The following is a 15,071-nucleotide window of genomic DNA, read 5'->3' as shown; positions in this document are numbered from 1 at the left end:
ACTGCGCCGTAGCGTCTCAGGCCAAGGATCTTAGGCCCAGGATCTTAGGCCCAGGATCTTAGGCCAAGGATCTTAGGCCAGCGGTCCTAGGCCAGGAACAATGCCACCAGCGCGATCGCCGCCGGCAGCGCCTGCACGAGCAGGATGCGCGTGCTGACGGTCGCCGCGCCATAGGCGCCGGCCACGATCACGCAAAGCAGGAAGAACGCCTTGATCTGGAATGCGAAGGCCGGGTTGCCGTGAAGCAAGCCCCAGATCAGGCCGGCGGCAAGGAAGCCGTTATAGAGGCCCTGATTGGCAGCCATCACCTTCGTGATCGCGGCCTTTTCCGGCGTATTGCGAAAGACCTTCAAGCCCTGCGGCTTGTCCCAGAGAAACATCTCCAGGATCAGGAAGTAGGCGTGCAGTGCGGCGACCAGCGCCACCAGGATATTCGCGATCAGACTCAAGTTGAGCTCCCCCAAAGCGTCAGCTTTCGGGTGGACGGTAGCACGTCCGGCATGGCAAGTGCGATCCCATGATTTGAAGTGATGGAGTCGCAATGGCCGCTCGATCAACCAGCCTGCCGGAACGCTTCGGCCTCGATCGTCTGGCGACGCCGATCGGAACCGCCCTGCTCGTCACCGATGCCGAGGGCGCCTTGCGTGCGCTCGACTGGGACGACTACGAGCACCGCATGCGCGAGCTGCTGCGCCTGCACTACGGCGCGGTGGATCTGAGCCAGCGCTCCGCGCCGGCAGCGATCAAGGCCGCGCTGTCGGATTACTTCGCAGGTAACCTCGGAAGGCTATCAGCGATCGCATGGCGCATCGCCGGCACACCGTTCCATAAAAGGTCTGGACCGCGCTTGCGCAAATCCCCGCCGGCACCACGATGAGCTACGGCGCGCTGGCCGCAAGGATCGACATGCCCAGGGCCATTCGCGCCGTCGGCCATGCCAACGGCTCCAACCCGATCAGCGTGGTGCTGCCCTGTCACCGCCTGATCGGCGCCGACGGCTCGCTGGTGAAATACGGCGGCGGGCTCGAGCGTAAGCGCTGGCTGCTGCGGCACGAGGGAGTGGAGGTCTAGGTTCTCACTCCCGTGGTCATTCCGGGGCGCGCGTAGCGCCGGAATCCATTTATCCGCGTCACCAGTGGCTCGATGGATTCCGGGCTCGCCGCTGCGCGGCGCCCCGGAATGACGAGGGGAGAGAGGTGCGCGCGACCGCCGTCACGCCGCGGGCTGAACCGCCTTGTCGCCGGCCATCACATGGGTCAGCGCGCTCTTGATCGCGGACTGGCGGGTCGGCGCGTTGATCTGCGCGCCGAGCAGGTCGGTGACGTAGAACACGTCGCGCGCGCGCTCGCCAAAGGTCGCGACGTGGGCGGAGGCGATGTTCAGATTGAGCTTCGAGATCGCGGTGGTGAGCTCGTAGAGCAGGCCGGGCCGGTCGAGGCCGGATACCTCGATCACGGTGTAGCGGTCGGACCACTGGTTGTTGATGGTCACTTCAGGCTCGATCACGAAGGGCCGTGCCTTGCTGCGCACCGTGCGCCGCGCCACCACCTCGGGCAGGCGCAGCTTGCCTTCCAGCACGTCCTCGATCATCTCGCCGATACGGGTGGCGCGCCTTCCCTCGTCCTCGTCGCGGTCGTATTCCCGGGAGATCGAGATCGTGTCGAGCGCGCGGCCGTCGGTCGTGGTGTAGATCTGGGCGTCGACGATGTTGGCGCCGGCGGAGGCGCAGGCGCCCGCGATGATCGACAGCAGCCAGGGATGGTCGGCCGCGAAGATAGTCAGCTCGGTGACGCCGCGCACCTCGTCGAAGCCGACATTGATCGCGAGCTTGTGGCCGGCCTGCTCGCTGGAGCGGACGAAGCGCGCGTGGCGGATCTTGCGCGGCAGCTCGACCTTGAGCCAGTAGGCCGGGTAGTGCCGGGCGATATAGGCGTCGAGCTCGTCCGCCGGCCATTCGGCGAAGGCGTTGCGGAATTCGGCGTATGCGGCCGTGAGGCGCTTGCCGCGGTCGACTTCCGAGAAGCCGCCGGTCAGCACCGGTTCTGTCTCGTAGTACAGTGAACGCAGCAGCTGCGCCTTCCAGCCGTTCCACACGCCGGGACCGACGCCGCGGATGTCGGCGGTAGTGAGGATCGTCAGCAGCTTCATCTGCTCGACCGACTGCACCACGGCAGCGAAATTCTCGATCGTCTTGCGGTCCGACAGGTCGCGCGACTGCGCGACCGTGGACATGGTCAGATGCTCCTCGATCAGCCAGGCCACGAGCTCGGTGTCGGCCGGGCTGAAGCCGAGCCGCGGGCAGAGCCGCCGCGCCACCTTGGCGCCAGCGATGGAGTGATCCTCCGGCCGGCCCTTGGCGACGTCGTGCAGGAGCGTCGCGATGTAGATCACCGAGCGATGCTCGGGCCGGATCTTGCGCATCAGGTCGCTGGCTACGGCGAATTCCTCGATGCCGCCGCGCTCGATGTCCTGGAGGAAGCCGACGCAGCGGATCAGATGCTCGTCGACGGTGTAGTGATGATACATGTTGAACTGCATCATCGAGACGATCTTGCCGAAGGCCCGGATGAAGTGGCCGAGCACGCCGGTCTCGTTCATCCGACGCAGCACGATCTCCGCGTTGTCGGAGGTGAGGATCTCCATGAACAGCCGATTGGCTTCGGGGTTCTCGCGAAGCTGGGCGTTGATCAGGCCGAGCGAGCGCGTCACGTCGCGCATCGCATCTGGGTGGAAGGCGAGGTTGTGCTTCTGCGCCAGGCGGAAGATGCGGATCAGGTTGACCGGATCGTGCTTGAAGACGTCGGGCGCGGCGACGTTGATGCGGTTGTTGTCGACGATGAAGTCGTCGCTGTCAGGCACGCGCCGCTTCGCGGGGGTCGGGCGCAGCCGCGCCATCATCCGGCTCAGGACCGGCGCGGGCTTGGCCTGCTGGTCCTCGAGCTTGGCGCAGAGGATGGCGGTGAGGTTGCCGACTTCCTTGGCGACCAGGAAGTAGTGCTTCATGAACCGCTCGACGTCCTGCATGCCGGGATGCGAGGTGTAGCCGAGCCGGACCGCGATCTCGCGCTGGAGATCGAAGGACAGGCGCTCTTCGGCGCGGCCGGAGTAGAAGTGCAGGTTGCAGCGCACCGACCACAGGAAATCGGCGCAGCGGCGGAACGTGCGGTATTCCTGCGCGTCGAACACGCCGCGCTCGACCAGCTCGTCGGTGTCGCGGACGCGGTAGACGTATTTGGCGATCCAGAACAGCGTGTGCAGGTCGCGCAAGGCGCCCTTGCCGTCCTTGACGTTGGGTTCGACCAGGTAGCGCGACTGGCCGCCGCGCCGGTGCCGCTCCTCGCGCTCGGCGAGTTTTGCGGTGACGAATTCGGACGCGGTGCCCTGCACCACTTCCTTGTCGAAGCGCTCGACCAGCTCGTCATAGAGCGGCTGGTCGCCGGTCAGGAAGCGCGTCTCCAGGATTGCGGTGCGGATCGTCATGTCGCCGCGCGCCTGCCGGATCGACTCGTCGACCGAGCGCGTGGCGTGTCCGACCTTCAGCCCCATGTCCCAGAGGCAATAGAGGATCGCCTCGGCGACCTGCTCGCCCCAGGCGGTCTGCTTGTAGGGCAGGATGAAGAGCAGATCGATGTCCGATTCCGGCGCCATCAGGCCGCGGCCATAGCCGCCGGTCGCGACCACCGCCATGCGCTCGGCGCCGCTCGGGATCGGCGAGCGGTAGAGATGGCGGGTCGCCGCCGAATAGAGGATGCGGATGATCTCGTCCTGCACATGGCACAGCCGCTCGGCGCAGCGACGGCCATGGCGGTCCTTCAGCAGGATCGCCTGCGCGGCGGCGCGCGCCGCGATCAGCTCGGCCTTGAGCAATTGCGCCATGGCCGTGCGGAACGCGTCCTCGCGTCCCTGGTGCTTTTCAGCAAGCGCATCGACCGCGGCGGTGATCCGCGCGGTGTCGAAGCGATCGTCCACCTCTTGCTTGTGCTCTGTCGTGACGCTGTCCATGTCACACCGGATATAAGAGGTGACAGGCGCTGTCACCCGCCATTCGCTGGCAATAGTCGTTCCATGCTTGAAAAGCCCGGCATCGGGCAAAGTTGTTCTCGGGCGACCCGCTTTCAAGGGTGGGATTTTCTCGTTGACCTCTAGATATAACTCATTGAAAAACAATGAAGTTTTTGAGGATGGCGGGCATGACCAAGGTGACACGACGCATTCTGCTGGTGGGCGCGATGGCGCTCGCCATGACCCCCGCGGCGCGGGCGGCCGATCCGCTCAAGGAAATCCGCATCGACTGGGCGACCTACAATCCGGTGTCGCTGGTGCTGAAGCAGAAGGGGCTGCTGGAGAAGGAGTTCGCCAAGGACGGCATCACCATCACCTGGGTGCAATCGGCCGTTGTCCCTGATAGTGAGTCTGACGAATCATTTCCGGAGGTGGTCGAGGTTCGGGACCCCCACCATCCTTTGTGGGGGCGCTCATATCGAGTGATTAGGAAGATCGGTCAGCGAGGCCGAGGCATTCCCGCTTCGTATGAAGTTGAGTATCGCGCAGGAAGCAGTCTTCTGATTCAAGCAACCGCAATCGAATATTATGAGCAAGAGGCAAATCAGATTAAGCTGAGTATGGAGGCTCTACTCGAGCTTTTATCGACAGCGGATTGTCCCGACGCACATGAGCATGGATCCAGCCGATCTTTGGTCGACGCTGACGCCCGCGCTCCGACGCCAGATCGTCGAAGACGTCGCCGCAATTTTGGCGGAGATCCCTCATGAAGTCCGAGCTGGTCACACCAAGCCACTTGGCGCGCAAAGCCGTAGTCTACATCCGGCAGTCGACGCCCCATCAGGTCGTAAGCAATCAGGAGAGCCTGCGCCTTCAATACGCGCTTCGCCCAGCGCGCCCGCGAACTCGGATGGCGTGAGGCGGCCATCGACGTGATTGATGCCGATCTCGGGTTGAGCGGCGCGTCTATAGCACAGCGTAACGGCTTCAAGGAACTCGTTGGCCGTGTTGGCCTGAGTGAAGTGGGACTCATCCTGTCGATCGACGTGACCCGCTTGGCGCGTAATTGTACCGACTGGTATCCGCTCCTGGATATCTGTGGTCTACGTGGCTGCCTGATCGCCGACCGCGATGGTGTCTATGATCCGGGCACTCCCAACGGACGGTTGCTTCTCGGGCTGAAGGGTTCGATCTCCGAGCTTGAGCTACATACGATCCGCAGCCGGCTGACCGCCGGCCTGCTGGCCAAAGCCGAACGCGGCGAACTTGCGGTTATGCTGCCAATCGGGCTGATGCGGGACCCGAGCGGTGTGGTCGTTAAGGATCCCGACATGGCCGTGCAAGGGCGGCTCGGTCTCGTCTTCCAGTTATTCCTGCAGCTGCGCAGCGTTGCCAAGGTCATGCGAGCGTTGAACGAGCGTGACCTGGAACTGCCGCGTCGTGATCGATATGGCGATTTGTGCTGGACGCGCGCGACGCTGGCTGCCGTCGCGGCGATCTTGAAGAACCCCGCATACGCGGGCGCCTTTGTCTATGGACGAACCCGCTTCCGGCCGCCGAAGCGGGAGGGGGCCCTGCCACAAAAGGCTCCGCGGCCGATGGAGGAGTGGCGGATCGTCGTTAAAGATCGATATCCAGCCTATATCGACTGGCCAATTTATGAAAAAATCCGATCCGTCATCAGAGATAACCGACCGAATACATGCGCATCAAAACCCGCGGCGCGCCTCGCAATGGCGAGCTCCTGCTCCACGGCATTGCCTGGTGCGCACGATGTGGCCATAAGATGTACGTCCGCTACAAGGGCGGCGGCGAATATGTATGCAATCACCTGCGTACCCAGGAAGGTCAGCCAACCTGCCAACACATCCGCGCCGCCCATATCGATGCAGCCGTTGGCGACGCATTCCTAACCGCACTAGCGCCGGCCGAACTCGATGCCTTGTCGCGCTCCCGCCGGGTGCAGCAGCAGACGAACAATGCGCTACGCTCCAGTGCAGAACGAGAGCTCGAGCGCAAGCGATACACGGCGGCGCTCGCCGAACGGCAGTTCAACCGAGCTGATCCAGATAATCGGTTGGTCGCCTCGGAACTCGAGCGTCGATGGGAAGCGGCGCTAAACGACGTGCGCGCCGCCGAAGAGGCGCTTGCCCGACAGACGCCGCCCAAAGCCATCACACAAGTGGCCATAAGCAAGGAGCTCAACGACAAGGTCATCAGCCTCACCGGCCGCCTCCCGCAGATATGGGGTGACGAGACTATCTCGGATGCGCATCGCAAGGCGTTGTTGCGATGTCTCATCGAAAAGGTCGTTCTCGACCGCGGTGAGCGCGACTTGGCCCTGGCTAGGATCGTCTGGCGGGGAGGCGCCGTGACGGAGCTCGAAGTGAAGATGAGCGTCAACTCCGTCACCAGATTGACGCGAGGCACAGAGATGCGGGAACGCCTTCTGACGCTCGCTCGCGACGGCGTCCCAGACGACAAGATCGCCACAATCCTTACTCGGGAAGGTCACCGCTCTCCCCGTTGCGCCGATAAGGTGCTGCCTATCACCGTTGGGCGGCTCCGTCGTGCCGCCGCCATCAAGGTAACTGCCCAGCGCAGCCGATGGGAGCATGACGACTCATACCTCAGCCCGCCCGAACTGGCCCGAAGGCTCGAGATTCCAGTAAACTGGCTCTATGTTCAGATCCGAACCAAGCGTTTGCTAATTGATCGCCAGCCCAGCGGCGCCTATCTCTTCCCGAATACACCATCCGTTCTTCACGCCATCGGAGACCTTCGAAACCACGTCATCGCGCAACTTGATCTAAGAATCTGTCAGCCTAACAAGGAGGGGCATCAACATGGGTGATCGAACAAGGCACTCGAATTCCTCAATGCCGGCTCGATCGATTTCGGCTCGACCGCGGGCTCGGCGGCGCTGGTGGCGAAGATCAACGGCAACCCGATCAAGTCGATCTATGTCTATTCGCGTCCCGAATGGACCGCGCTGGTGACGGGCAAGGAGTCCAGGATCGCAAGCGTTGCGGATCTCAAGGGCAAGCGCGTCGCGGTGACGCGCGGCACCGATCCGCACATCTTCCTGGTGCGCGCGCTGCTTGGCGCCGGCCTCACCGAGAAGGACATCACGCCGGTGCTGCTCCAGCACGCCGACGGCAAGACCGCGCTGATCCGCGGCGATGTCGATGCTTGGGCCGGGCTCGATCCGATGATGGCGCAGGCCGAAGTGGAGGAGGGCGCCAAGCTGTTCTACCGCAAGGCTGACGCCAACACCTGGGGCATCCTCAATGTGCGAGAGCATTTCCTGAAGGACTATCCGGACGTGGCCCGCCGCGTGCTCGCCACTTACGAAGAGGCGCGCAAATATTCGCTGGCGAACTATGACGAACTGAAGAAGACCTTCATCGCCGTGACGAAGCTTCCCGAGGCCGTCGTCGACAAGCAGCTCAAGGAGCGCACCGAGCTGACCCACAGCCGCATCGGCTCGCCCCAGCGCGAGTCGATCCTCGCCGCCGGCCTGGCGTTGCAGCAGGCGGGCGTCGTCGACGCCAAGGTTGACGTGAAGGCGACGCTGGATGCGCTGATCGACGACCAGATTCCGCTGCCGACGAATTAGTCGGCAGGAAGAGGCAGCCGCGCGTGCATCAAACTCCGCCGTCGTCCCGGCCTAGTTGCGCAATTGCGCACGGGGGGCCGGGACCCATCACCACAGGGAGTGGTTGTTGCGCGAAGGCGGTCACTCCGAATCCCCGTAACCACTCCTCCCCGTGGTTATGGATCCGGGATCGGCGCGCGCTTGAGGCGCGCTTGTCCGGGACGACGGTCGTGGGTGTGGCGACACTGTTGCATTCCCTCACAAGACGCGCTTGCTATGACCATGATCTCCGACGCGCCTGCCTTGCAACGATCCTCTGAACCGGCCGAGGGCGCCGCCGCGCCGTCGCGCATCGCGCGTTACGCGCGGCCGGTGCTGGGTGTGCTGTTGCCGCTCGCTCTCGCGCTCGGCTGGGAGCTCGTGGTGTGGTCCGGCTGGTCCAACGGCCGGCTGGTGCCGCCGCCCTCGCGCGTCTTTGTCACCATCACTGACCTCGCCCGCTCCGGCGAGCTGGTCCGTCACATCGCCGCGACGCTGTGGCGTGTCGGCCTTGGCTTCGCGTTCGGAGTGGTCGCCGGCACGCTGCTCGGCGCGATTTCCGGCTATTGGTCGCTGGCGCGCCGGCTGCTCGATCCGACCGTGCAGGCACTGCGCGCGATACCCTCGCTGGCCTGGGTGCCGCTGTTCATCCTCTGGCTCGGTATCTTAGAGACATCGAAGATCGCGCTGATCGCGGTCGGCGTGTTCTTCCCGGTCTATCTCGGCGTGATGGGTGCCATCCTCTCGGTCGATCGCAAGATCGTCGAGGTCGGGCGCACCTTCCGCCTCTCCGGCCCGGCGATGATCCGCCGCATCCTCTTGCCCGCGGTGCTGCCGGCCTATGTGGTGTCGTTGCGCGTCGGCCTCGGTCTCGGCTGGATGTTCGTGGTGGCGGCCGAATTGATCGGGGCGTCCGAAGGTCTCGGCTATCTCCTGCTCGACGGCCAGCAGCTCGGCAAGCCCGCGCAGATCCTCGCCGCGATCGTGATCTTCGCCATGCTCGGCAAGCTCACGGACTGGCTGATCGAGGTCGGGTCCGCGCCCTTCCTGCGCTGGCAGGACGGCTTCGGTAGCGCGATGCTCGTGCTCGACAGGGTCAGCAAGACCTATCCCAACGGCGTCGAGGCGCTGGCGCGTTTCTCGGCCGCGATCCGCCAAGGCGAGATCGTCGCCATTATTGGCGGCTCCGGCTGCGGCAAATCAACATTGCTGCGCGCCATCGCCGGCCTCGATCGCGCCAGCTCAGGCACGGTGACGCTCGACGACGAGGCGATCGCCTCGCCCCACGCCAAGATCGGCATCATCTTCCAGGAGCCGCGGCTTTTGCCCTGGCTCAGCGTCGCCGACAATATCGGCTTTGGCCTTGCCGATTTGCCCGCGGCCGAGCGGCGCGAGAAGGTGGCGCGCGCGCTCGCGCGCGTCGGGCTCGCCGACAAGGCGCAGGCCTGGCCGCGCGAGCTCTCCGGCGGGCAGGCGCAGCGCGTCGCGATCGCCCGCGCGCTGGTGCCGCAGCCCGAGGTGCTCTTGCTCGACGAGCCGTTCTCCGCGCTCGACGCATTCACCCGCAGGGATCTCCAGGATCATCTGCTCGATCTCTGGGCCGACACGCGCCCGACCTTGATCCTCGTCACACATGACGTCGACGAGGCCGTGGTGCTGGCAGATCGCGTGCTGGTAATGCGGCCGCGGCCGGGCCGCCTGTTCGACCAGATCGAGATCAATCTGGGCCGGCCGCGCGACCGCAATTCGCCGCTGTTCGAGAACTTCAAGCGAAGTGTGCTGACGTCACTCGACCGTTCGCTCGACCGCAGCGTGCCCGACCGTGACGCAACCCAGGGTCCCGGTCAGGCCATGTGGTGGTGACAATTTCTCCTCAAGCCGGTACATCGAGGGGCGATTTTTCCGGGAGAGAACGAAAATGGACGCTGCCCAACTGCGCCAGATGCAGGCCCCGATCAAGGAACGCTACAAGACCGATCCCAAGACCGCGCTGATCACGTTGAAGGCCAAGGGCTCGACCGACAGCGACGGCATCGCCTGCAAGGTCGAGACCGGCCGGGCTATCGCGCTTGCCGGCCTGCATCCGGCCACCGGCGGCTCCGGCCTCGAACTCTGCTCCGGCGACATGCTGCTCGAGGCGCTGGTTGCTTGCGCCGGCGTCACGCTGAAATCGGTCGCGACTGCGATCGAGGTGCCACTCAAGACCGGCAACGTCTATGCCGAGGGCGATCTCGATTTCCGCGGCACGCTCGGCGTCGACAAGGAGACGCCGGTCGGCTTCGCCGAGATCCGCCTCCGCTTCGAGGTCGACACGCCGGCGCCGCAAGACAAGCTCGATCTGCTGCTCAAGCTCACCGAGCGCTATTGCGTGGTCTACCAGACCATCAAGAACGGCCCGAAGGTTTCGGTGTCGATGCAGCGGATGTGAGACGCGAGAGTCGCTGCTCTACAATTGGTGTCGTTCCCGCGGAGGCGGGAACCCATAACCCCAGGCCGTCGTGATTTCGGACGGTCGTAGCTCCAGCTCTCGAATCACTACGCCCTGTGCCTATGGATTCCGGGTTCGCGCTTCGCGCGCCCCGGAATGACGGACAGAATGCCTTCCTTCCGGATCTGCGCTTCGCTTGTCCGGCACGACAAACAAAAAATGTCCCCCGAGCTCCACTTCATCCTCTTCCTGCTCCTGCGCATGGCGATCGCGGCGGCGTTCGTCGTGACCGCCTCGATCATCACCGAACGCTCGGGTCCGGTGATCGGTGCGCTGATCGCGACCCTGCCGGTCTCGGCCGGTCCGTCCTACGTCTTCCTCGCGATCGACCATGACGCCGCCTTCATCGCGCAGGGCGCGCTGGCGAGCCTGCCGGTGAACGCGGCGACCATCTTCAGGTGCCTCACCTATGTCGTGCTGTCGCAGCGGCACAATCTCGCGGTGAGTTGCGGCAGCGCCGTCGCGGTGTGGATCGGGCTGGCCTCGATCATCCGCCAGTTCGACTGGTCGCTCACCGCCGGGCTTGCCGCCAATCTGATCGCGTTCGGCATCTGCATTCCGCTGCTCGCAGGCTATCGCCACGTGAAGATGCCGCTGGTGACGCGGCGCTGGTACGACGTCCCGATGCGGGCTGCGCTGGTCGCGACCCTCGTCGCCATCGTGGTCTCGACTTCCAGCTGGGTCGGCCCCCGCATCAGCGGCATCATCGCGCTGTATCCCGTGGTGTTCTCCAGCATGATGGTGATCCTGCATCCGCGCATCGGCGGTCCGCCGACCGCCGCCGTGCTCGCCAACTCCGCCTGGGGTCTGCTCGGATTCGGAATGGCGGTCGCCGTCATGCACGTCGCGGTGGTGCAGTTCGGCCTGGCCGTCGGCTTGAGTCTTGCGCTCGGCACTTGCGTCACCTGGAACCTGACGCTGTGGGGGATCGGCCGGCGCGCGATGCACAAGGCTCGGCAGAAGCCGTGAGACTACGGATGAACGCGAAATGATGTCGAAGACATATCTGCGGCTAGTTCATTCGAGCAATCAGCGCGGCGTCCCGCAAGCCGTTGAATGACAAATGTCATTTCAAATTCGGGCCGAGACCGCCGCGGGGCGCCGTGTGCACCGGTGATTTTCCCCGGCTGCTGCTTTCCGACATTTCTATTAGAACTTTGTTCGAGCTTTTCCCGTACGAATCAACTTGCATACCCGCGTCCGACACCGCCCGCGTATATTTTGGCGGATCTCAATTCAAGCGATCGGACCTGCGGGAACCGCTGATTGGAATACGGCATCGCTGCCGCGCGGTCACATCCCCTGGTTCCGACGGGCACGTCCCGATCGGTGTTGTTTCGAGATGGAGATTCTTTGATGTTTGGTCGCAACTCCCGCAGTGATGCAGACGCACAGCTCGCCGCCATCGGCCGGTCGCAGGCCGTGATCGAGTTTGCGATGGATGGCACGATTCTTACGGCCAACCAGAACTTCCTGAAGGCGCTCGGCTACTCCTTCGACGAGATCAAGGGGAAGAAGCACGCCATGTTCGTGCCGGCCGACCAGCGCGACAGCGCCGAATACAAGGCGTTCTGGGCGCAGCTCAACCGCGGCGAGCCGCAGGCCGCCGAATTCAAGCGAATTGCCAAGGGCGGCCGCGAGGTCTGGATCGAGGCGTCCTACAATCCGGTGCTCGACAATGCCGGCAAGCCGGTCAAGGTCGTGAAGATCGCGACCGACATCACCGCCAAGAAGGTCCGCGCCATGACGGAAGCCTCCAAGGTGTCCGCCATCAGCCGCGCCCAGGCCGTGATCGAGTTCAAGCTCGACGGTACCGTCGTCACGGCCAACGAGAATTTCTGCAAGGCGCTCGGCTATTCGCTGGCCGAGATCGAGGGCAAGCACCACAGCCTGTTCGTGGCTCAGTCCGAGCGTGACGGCGGCGCCTATCGCGAATTCTGGGCCGCGCTCAACCGCGGCGAATACCAGATACGGCGCCGTTACTGCTTCGGCAGCTTGGCCTTCAACGCATACAGCGCGTCGAGCGCCTCGCGCGGCGACATCTCGTCGGGGTGCAGCGCCTTCACGGCGTCCATCAGCAGCTCCGCCTCGCTCGGCGGCGCGGCTTCCGCGGCGGCGCGTGAGGGCACGGCGAACAACGGCAGGTCGTCGGCGAGGGCCCGCGCGGTCTGGCCGCGATCCTGCGCCTCGAGTTTCGCCAGCACGGATTTGGCGCGCGTGATCACGGCCGGCGGCAGGCCTGCGAGTTTTGCCACCTGGATGCCGTAGGAGCGGTCGGCCGAGCCCGGCAGCACCTCGTGCAGGAACACGACATTGCCCTGCCACTCCTTGACGCGCACGGTGGCGTTGAACATCCGCGGCAGCTTGGCCGAGAGCGCGGTCAGCTCGTGATAATGCGTCGCGAACAGCGTGCGGCAGCGGTTGCTCTCGTGCAGATGCTCGATCGCGGCCCAGGCGATCGAGAGGCCGTCGAAGGTTGCCGTGCCGCGGCCGATCTCGTCGAGGATCACGAGCGCGCGCTCGCCGGCCTGGTTCAGGATCGCCGCGGTCTCGACCATCTCCACCATGAAGGTGGAGCGGCCGCGCGCGAGATCGTCGGCGGCGCCGACGCGCGAGAACAGGCGATCGATGATGCCGATGCGGGCGCGCGTCGCCGGCACGAAGCTGCCGATCTGCGCCAGCAGTGCGATCAGCGCGTTCTGGCGCAGGAAGGTCGATTTACCAGCCATGTTGGGACCGGTCAGCAGCCAGAGCTGTCCGGATTTTTGCGCGGGCGCCGGCGAGAGATCGCAGGCATTGGCAATGAACGGCTCGCCGTTGCGCTTCAGGGCCTGCTCGACGACGGGATGGCGGCCGGCTTCGATCGCGAAGCCGAGCGAGGAGTCCACTTCCGGCCGCACATAGTTCTCGTCGACTGCAAGCTTGGCCAGCGAAGTCGCAACATCGAGCAGCGCAAAGCCTTGCGCGGCGGCGCGCAGGTCGTCGCTGATCTCCAGCGCCTTGGCGCAGAGCCGCTCAAAGATCTCGAGCTCGAGGCCGAGCGCGCGGTCGCCGGCATTGGCGATCTTGGCTTCGATCTCGCCGAGCTCGGAGGTCGTGAAGCGGACCTGGCCCGCAAGCGTCTGGCGATGGATGAAGGTCGCGTTGAGCGGTGCCGACATCAGCTTGTCGCCATGCTGCGCGGTGACCTCGACGAAATAGCCGAGCACGTTGTTGTGCCGGATCTTGAGGCCTTTGACGCCGGTGTCGTCGGCGTAGCGGGCCTGCATCGAGGCCACCACGAGGCGCGAGGCGTCGCGCAGGTTCCGGGCTTCGTCGAGCGCGGGCTCGTAGCCCTGGCGCACGAAGCCGCCGTCGCGCTTGATCAGCGGCAGTTGCTCGTCGAGCGCTGTCGCAAACTCGGCCGCGAGCTCGCGCGATGGTCGCGTCAAGGCCGCCATCACCGCCGCGATCTCCTGCGGCGGCTGGTCGAGTTCGCCGAGCCGCGCTAGCACCTGGTCGGCGGCGATGATGCCGTCGCGCAAGCCCGCGAGGTCGCGCGGTCCGCCGCGGCCGACCGAGAGACGGGCCAGCGCCCGCGACATGTCGGGCGCGCCGCGCAGGATGCTGCGGATGTCTTCGCGCGCGGCCGAATCGGCAACGAAGGCGCCGACCGCGTCGAGCCGCCGCGCGATCGCCGGCGCATCCGTCAGCGGCGCCGCCAGCCGCTGCGCCAGCAGGCGCGAGCCCGCCGAGGTCACGGTGCAGTCGATCGCATCGAGCAGGGAGCCGCGGCGCTCGCCGGCGAGCGTCCGCGTCAGCTCGAGATTGGCGCGCGTGGCCGGATCGATCGCCATGGTCGCGCCCGAGGCTTCGCGCGCGGGCGGTGATAGTGGCGGGTGCCTGCCGACCTGGGTGCGGTCGACATAGGTGACGGCGGCGGCCGCGGCCGTCGCTTCGAGCCTGGTCAGCTGTGCCAGCCCGTCCATGGTCGCGACGGCAAAGTAGTCGCACAGCCGCTTCTCGGCGGTGGCGCCGTCGAAGACGTCGCGGGTCAGCGGCGTCACCGCCGGCAATTCGCGCAAGGTCTGTCCGAGCTCGTTGTCATTGTAGAGCGCGTCGGTGACGATCGCCTCGTTCGGATTGATCCGTGCCAGCGTTGCGGCGAGCTCGCCGCCCGAGCATTCCGTCACCATGAATTCGGCGGTCGAGATGTCGATCCATGCGAGCCCGAAGCGGTCGCCGCCGGTGGACGAGCGGGCGCGCGCGATCGCCAGCAGGTAATTGTTGGCGCGCGCATCGAGCAGCGTGTCCTCGGTCAGCGTGCCGGGCGTGACCAGCCGCACCACGCCGCGGCGCACCACGCTCTTGTTGCCGCGCGCTTTCGCGGCGGCGGGATCCTCGGTCTGCTCGCAGACCGCGACCCGGTGGCCGGCCGAGATCAGGCGGTGCAGATAATCCTCAGCGCGCTCGACCGGAACGCCGCACATCGGGATATCCGCGCCCTGGTGCTTGCCGCGCTTGGTCAGCACGATGCCCAGCGTCTTGGAGGCGATCTCGGCGTCCTCGAAGAACAATTCGTAGAAGTCGCCCATCCGGTAGAACAGCAGCAGGCCCTGATGCGCCGCCTTGATCTCCAGGTACTGTTCCATCATCGGCGTGACGCGCGCGGCGGCTTCCGCCTGCGGCGCGGGCGTTTCGTCGGGCGGCGGTACGGGTATCGGCTGTTGCATCGTCATGGGCGGCGCAACCTACAAAATTTCGTCCCGCGCTCCTATCGGTTTGGCCGGGGAAGCGAGGTTTTCCACGCTGTCCGTATGGCGGGATAAGCGCGCCTCATCTTCGGTCGTCATTCCGGGATGCGCCGAAAGGCGCAGGCCCGGAATCCATAACCCCGGCTTGTGGTTATGGATTCCGGGCTCGCCCTCCGGGCGCCCCGGAAAGACGGAGGGGTTTGAATGACGG

Annotated in this window: 8 protein-coding genes and 6 pseudogenes; 11 read left to right on the top strand and 3 right to left on the bottom strand. The window is 65.2% G+C overall.

What is annotated here, in order from left to right:
* Positions 1-86: 86 nt before the first annotated feature.
* Entirely contained in the window at positions 87-443 is a 357-nt protein-coding gene (locus ACFLEY_RS45960) for a DUF1304 domain-containing protein (protein WP_211434386.1), read from the bottom strand.
* 98 nt (positions 444-541) lie between these two features.
* On the opposite strand from ACFLEY_RS45960, the pseudogene ACFLEY_RS45955 reads away from it, so the two are divergent.
* Positions 542-1,071, top strand: a pseudogene (locus ACFLEY_RS45955) (methylated-DNA--[protein]-cysteine S-methyltransferase).
* A 141-nt stretch (positions 1,072-1,212) separates the two neighbouring features.
* Here ACFLEY_RS45955 and ACFLEY_RS45950 read toward each other — a convergent pair.
* On the bottom strand, positions 1,213-4,002 hold the full coding sequence (locus tag ACFLEY_RS45950) for a [protein-PII] uridylyltransferase (RefSeq protein WP_038965190.1): 2,790 nt from the start codon (positions 4,000-4,002) through the stop codon (positions 1,213-1,215).
* Positions 4,003-4,190: 188 nt separating this feature from the next.
* Here ACFLEY_RS45950 and ACFLEY_RS45945 point away from each other — a divergent pair.
* The 10 genes and pseudogenes from ACFLEY_RS45945 to ACFLEY_RS45900 all read left to right on the top strand — a co-directional run.
* Positions 4,191-4,394, top strand: a pseudogene (locus ACFLEY_RS45945) (aliphatic sulfonates ABC transporter substrate-binding protein); the annotation flags it as partial.
* Between the two features lie 374 nt (positions 4,395-4,768).
* Positions 4,769-4,921: a hypothetical protein gene (locus tag ACFLEY_RS45940; protein ID WP_396604456.1), complete on the top strand. Its 153-nt coding sequence runs from the start codon at positions 4,769-4,771 to the stop codon at positions 4,919-4,921.
* A 13-nt stretch (positions 4,922-4,934) separates the two neighbouring features.
* A pseudogene (locus tag ACFLEY_RS45935) lies at positions 4,935-5,630 on the top strand (recombinase family protein); the annotation flags it as partial.
* Positions 5,631-5,788: 158 nt separating this feature from the next.
* Positions 5,789-6,856, top strand: coding sequence for a hypothetical protein (locus tag ACFLEY_RS45930; RefSeq protein WP_253580090.1), 1,068 nt, complete (start codon positions 5,789-5,791; stop codon positions 6,854-6,856).
* Positions 6,857-7,621, top strand: a pseudogene (locus ACFLEY_RS45925) (aliphatic sulfonate ABC transporter substrate-binding protein); the annotation flags it as partial.
* A gap of 261 nt (positions 7,622-7,882) precedes the next feature.
* Positions 7,883-8,713: pseudogene (locus ACFLEY_RS45920) on the top strand (ABC transporter permease); the annotation flags it as partial.
* A gap of 3 nt (positions 8,714-8,716) precedes the next feature.
* Complete coding sequence (locus ACFLEY_RS45915; protein WP_060909486.1) at positions 8,717-9,502, top strand: ABC transporter ATP-binding protein; 786 nt, start codon at positions 8,717-8,719, stop codon at positions 9,500-9,502.
* A 55-nt stretch (positions 9,503-9,557) separates the two neighbouring features.
* Positions 9,558-10,067, top strand: coding sequence for an OsmC family protein (locus tag ACFLEY_RS45910; RefSeq protein ID WP_027542149.1), 510 nt, complete (start codon positions 9,558-9,560; stop codon positions 10,065-10,067).
* A 219-nt stretch (positions 10,068-10,286) separates the two neighbouring features.
* The gene (locus tag ACFLEY_RS45905; protein ID WP_211434113.1) at positions 10,287-11,096 is read left to right on the top strand and encodes a hypothetical protein; all 810 of its coding nucleotides are present in this window, start codon (positions 10,287-10,289) and stop codon (positions 11,094-11,096) included.
* Positions 11,097-11,483: 387 nt separating this feature from the next.
* Positions 11,484-12,095: pseudogene (locus tag ACFLEY_RS45900) on the top strand (PAS domain-containing protein); the annotation flags it as partial.
* Positions 12,096-12,106: 11 nt separating this feature from the next.
* Here the strand turns inward: ACFLEY_RS45900 and mutS are convergent.
* Complete coding sequence (gene mutS / locus ACFLEY_RS45895) at positions 12,107-14,845, bottom strand: DNA mismatch repair protein MutS (protein ID WP_060909484.1); 2,739 nt, start codon at positions 14,843-14,845, stop codon at positions 12,107-12,109.
* Positions 14,846-15,071: the final 226 nt, after the last annotated feature.

This window comes from Bradyrhizobium sp. YCK136 (genome assembly GCF_044570075.1).
Lineage (GTDB): Bacteria > Pseudomonadota > Alphaproteobacteria > Rhizobiales > Xanthobacteraceae > Bradyrhizobium > Bradyrhizobium diazoefficiens.
The sequence above is the reverse complement of the archived record's forward strand: the minus strand, read 5'-3'. Positions and strand labels throughout refer to the sequence as shown.